This window comes from Endozoicomonas sp. ALC013 (genome assembly GCF_049310205.1).
In the GTDB taxonomy this organism is placed as follows: Bacteria; Pseudomonadota; Gammaproteobacteria; order Pseudomonadales; family Endozoicomonadaceae; genus Endozoicomonas.
The window spans coordinates 1-4093 of sequence record NZ_JBLYNS010000250.1; the positions used below are offsets into that span (position 1 = coordinate 1).

Annotated in this window: 5 protein-coding genes; 2 read left to right on the forward strand and 3 right to left on the reverse strand. The window is 51.1% G+C overall.

Annotated elements, in window-relative coordinates; all coding sequences use genetic code 11:
* From mreD to ACO6V1_RS22675, 3 genes are all read right to left on the reverse strand, one after another.
* A partial coding sequence (mreD, locus tag ACO6V1_RS22665; RefSeq protein ID WP_422449246.1) for a rod shape-determining protein MreD occupies positions 1 to 484 on the reverse strand: 484 nt, incomplete at its 3' end.
* Positions 484 to 1431: a rod shape-determining protein MreC gene (gene mreC / locus ACO6V1_RS22670; protein WP_422468743.1), complete on the reverse strand. Its 948-nt coding sequence runs from the start codon at positions 1429 to 1431 to the stop codon at positions 484 to 486. The genes mreC and mreD, both read right to left, overlap by 1 nt.
* A 425-nt stretch (positions 1432 to 1856) precedes the next feature.
* Positions 1857 to 2894 (reverse strand): rod shape-determining protein, encoded by a 1038-nt coding sequence (locus tag ACO6V1_RS22675; RefSeq protein ID WP_020585121.1) that lies wholly within the window; start codon positions 2892 to 2894, stop codon positions 1857 to 1859.
* Positions 2895 to 3258: 364 nt separating this feature from the next.
* On the opposite strand from ACO6V1_RS22675, the gene gatC reads away from it, so the two are divergent.
* Together gatC and ACO6V1_RS22685 are read left to right on the forward strand one after the other, a co-directional pair.
* Positions 3259 to 3546, forward strand: coding sequence for an Asp-tRNA(Asn)/Glu-tRNA(Gln) amidotransferase subunit GatC (gatC, locus tag ACO6V1_RS22680; RefSeq protein WP_209203311.1), 288 nt, complete (start codon positions 3259 to 3261; stop codon positions 3544 to 3546).
* 131 nt (positions 3547 to 3677) lie between these two features.
* Positions 3678 to 4093: amidase (locus ACO6V1_RS22685; protein ID WP_422468741.1), on the forward strand; the 416-nt coding region annotated here is incomplete at its 3' end.

A 4093-nucleotide genomic window follows, 5' to 3' on the forward strand; every position in this document is an offset into this window, starting at 1 on the left:
AAACCACCCGGAAATAGCGCCTCAAAAAACGCAGTCCGGACATAACCCAGGGCCAGATAAGCGCGCTGGATAATGAAGGCAGCAAATACCAGACAGAGGGAATCGTATTCCCTGCAGCACTGCGAACCCACAGTAGCAGCAGTTGATAAAAACCTACCATCAGGAACACCATGAAGGCCTGTTGCCAGACAGGAAATAACCTGAGCCGCCGATGCAGGCTGAGCACAATAAAAGCAACCATGATCATCCCCAGGGAGTTCAACCCAAACAGACTTCCCTGAAACACATCCAGCAGCAAACCAGTAATAAAGGCAAACAGCAAACCAAACCGCTCCGGCAATGCCAGAGCCCAGTAGATAACCACCAGCGGTACCCATGCCGGGCGAACCAGTGATAACCATTCAGGCAATGGCATAATACTGAACATTGCCGCCACCAGCAGGGTCATCCACACCACCCAGTGGGCATTAGCCTGCTGAACCATTATCGCCGCACCTCATCTGTTTTCTTCTCCACCTTTGTCTTTGAAACATCCGTCTGGGCAGCGTTGATCGGCTCAATCAGGCCGGAGACTTCCCGAAAAACCAGAAGCACAACCCGGCTTCTATTCACTTCAGCAAGAGGCTTAACTTCAATAGAGGCAAAGGCATCGCCGGAATTATGGATAACCCGGGTAACCACCCCCACCGGGTACCCCTCGGGATAGATGCCCCCCAGCCCCGAACTGGTCAGCAGATCACCCTCCTGAAAATCTTCAGTAACCGGGATATGCTGCAATTCAAGGCGATCCGTACGACCGGTCCCCGTAGCAATAGCTCGATATTTGGTTCGGTGATTTTGCACAGGAATGCGGGCCGCCACATCGGTCAGCATCAACACCCGACTGCTGACCGGGCTGACTTCAATAACCTGCCCCATCACGCCATGAGCATCGAGAATGGCCTGCCCTTCGTAGACCTTGTCAATGGCTCCCTTGTTAATGATCACCCGGTGCCGGAAAGGATCAGGGTCAACGCCAACCACCTCGGCAACCAATACCTGCTCATCCACCAGTTCAGAAGAGTTCAGCAACTCCCGCAGACGGATATTCTGGGCTGTTAATGAAGCAAGTTTCTGAACCTTCTGTTCAAGAATCAGGTTTCGTGCCTTGAGACGGGCGTTTTCCTGAAGCAAGTCGTTGTGCGACATCACCACCTGTGAAGCGGTTCCCCAGATACGCCCGGGCAGATCAGCAAGAAACAGGACAGGCGTAGCAGCAACAGTCAGCCACTGGCGAACCTGTGACAGGGCGCGATAGCTATGATCAAAATACAAAATCGCCAATGACAGGATGATCAGCAAAACAAAGCGCGTGACCAGTGACTGGCGTTGACTGAAAATCGGTTTAATAACCTGCTCCTTACCAGGCTTCGGATTAATTGCCTTGAAAATGCCATATCAAAAACCTGAAGCACCGTTCTATCGACACCCATACCTGGCTGACAATTTCCAGTGATCAGCTATTTAAGGTGATGAGTTCAACACTTCCCGGAAAAGCCGCGATTACCGAAAAAACACTGATCACCAGAAGATAACTGCTAACTTTGCCTGGGAGCCTGTCCGAGAATAGCGCCCGTCTAGGCGACCCCGTAGCGAGGATGGCAGAAAATTGAGGATAAAAATTCTGTTTTGTGAGGTGAATAGCGGGGCTATTTGCCGAACAAAACGGAATTTTTAGACCAATTTGCTGCCACCGCAGTAGGGCAGTCTATTCTCGGACAGGCTCCTAGTGGCAGACCAAAATAACAAATCAGCAATACCTCGGGAAGAAATATTGCTGATCATTTTGCAAAACAGGTGCTTGATTAACAGAGCCGTTAATCCGTGGATAACAAGTCCATACGGTGCTTATCCATCATCTCTATTGCCCTGCCGCCGCCACGGGCCACACAGGTCAGCGGATCTTCAGCGACCAGAACCGGCAGGCCGGTTTCTTCACTGATCAGTTTATCCAGATCCCGCAGCAATGCACCACCACCGGTCAGAACCAGGCCACGCTCGGCAATATCCGAAGCCAGTTCCGGCGGTGATTGTTCCAAGGCACTTTTCACTGCCTGAACAATCGCCGTCAGCGACTCCTGAAGCGCTTCCAGAATTTCACCACTGTTCAGGGTAAAGCTCCGGGGAATACCTTCCGCCAGGTTACGCCCGCGCACATCAATTTCCAGCAGTTCATCACTTGGGTAGGCGATGGCAATTTCCTGCTTGATACGCTCAGCAGTAGCATCACCAATCAGGCTGCCGTAGTTGCGGCGGACATACGTCACAATCGCGTCATCAAAACGGTCACCGCCAATGCGCACAGATTCAGAGTATACGACACCGCTAAGGGAGATAATGGCAATCTCCGTAGTACCACCACCGATATCCACAACCATGGAGCCACTGGCTTCTTCAACCGGAAGTCCGGCACCAATAGCGGCCGCCATCGGCTCTTCGATCAAATACACTTCCCGGGCACCCGCGCCCAGTACTGATTCACGGATCGCCCGCTTTTCAACTTTGGTTGATTTGCAGGGCACACAGACCAGCACTCGAGGGCTGGGCTGAATAAAACTGTTCTCATGCACTTTGTTAATAAAGTGCTGGAGCATACGCTCGCAGACATCAAAGTCCGCTATCACGCCATCCTTCATTGGACGTATAGCGGTAATGTTGCCGGGGGTTCGCCCCAGCATCCGCTTGGCATCGGCACCAACAGCCACTACGCTTTTCTGAGTACCGAGATTGCGGATAGCAACCACAGAGGGTTCATTTAACACTATGCCCTTTTCGCGGACATAGACCAATGTGTTGGCTGTTCCAAGATCAATCGAGAGATCGCTGGAAAACAGGCCACGTAACCTTTTCAGCATGTTATGGTGTACCTTGATTCAAGGCTTGGGTAATTCCAGAAACTCTAACAATGCTGCCTCCGGAGGGCAAGCAGCAATTGTGCTCTGTGGCAACTGTGCCTGAATCATTTATCTCAGGAAAAGCATTCAAACAGCGGCCTTAATAGTGGGATTTACCGAAAAACCGGGTGACTGTCCGTGTGTTTTGTTAAACTGCAAAGTTCTATTTTTACACCAATCAGCCCCCCCATTTACCATTCCAGCAGAGATGTTTCCGGTAATCATCCCATAGATCACCCGATAAATCCTTGAGAAATAGGTGGGCAGCCCATACATTAGCTTCTTATTTATTTGATTGTTATTCATTTATGGAGAACCATTACCAATGGCCATCGACGCCTCTGGAGTTAAAAAGGTTGCAAAACTTGCACGTCTGTCCATTGACGACGATGCAGTGGAAGTAACCGCTGCCACCATCAGCAGCATACTGGAACTGGTCGATAGCATGCAGGCCGTTGATACACAGGGCGTGGAACCCCTGGCACACCCTCTGGATGCCATCCAGCGCCTGCGCCCTGACCAGGTCACCGAAGAAAACCAGCGAGAGCAATTACAGGGCTGCGCACCTGCCGTTGAAGAAGGCCTCTTTCTGGTTCCCCGTGTTATTGAGTAATACGTCAGAAAATATTGCAGCAGTGATCGTGGTAGAAACGCCGAAAAGGCATTATTTTCATAATAACTGCTCTGAGTCCGGTAGAAGCTGAGCCTCTTCTATACCATACGTCTTCCAACCGAACGAATCCCATGTACGATAAAACCATTGCAGAACAGAGCCGGGCATTAGCCAGTGGCGAAATATCCAGTGTCGAGTTGACACAAACCTACCTTGACCGAATCAGGCAGTTCGATGGTGACATCAACAGCTTTATTACGGTGACTGAAACGTTAGCCCTGGAACAGGCAGCCGCCGCCGACCAGTGCCTTGCGGCGGGCGATGCCCACGCCATGACCGGCATTCCCGTTGCCCATAAAGACCTGTTCTGCACACAAGGCGTAAAAACCTCCTGTGGTTCAAAAATGCTGGACAACTTTATTGCCCCTTATGAGTCCACCGTCACCGGCAAATTCAGGGATGCTGGTGCCGTTATGCTGGGCAAAACCAATATGGATGAGTTTGCCATGGGCTCTTCCAATGAAAACAGCCATTATGGCCCGGTCAA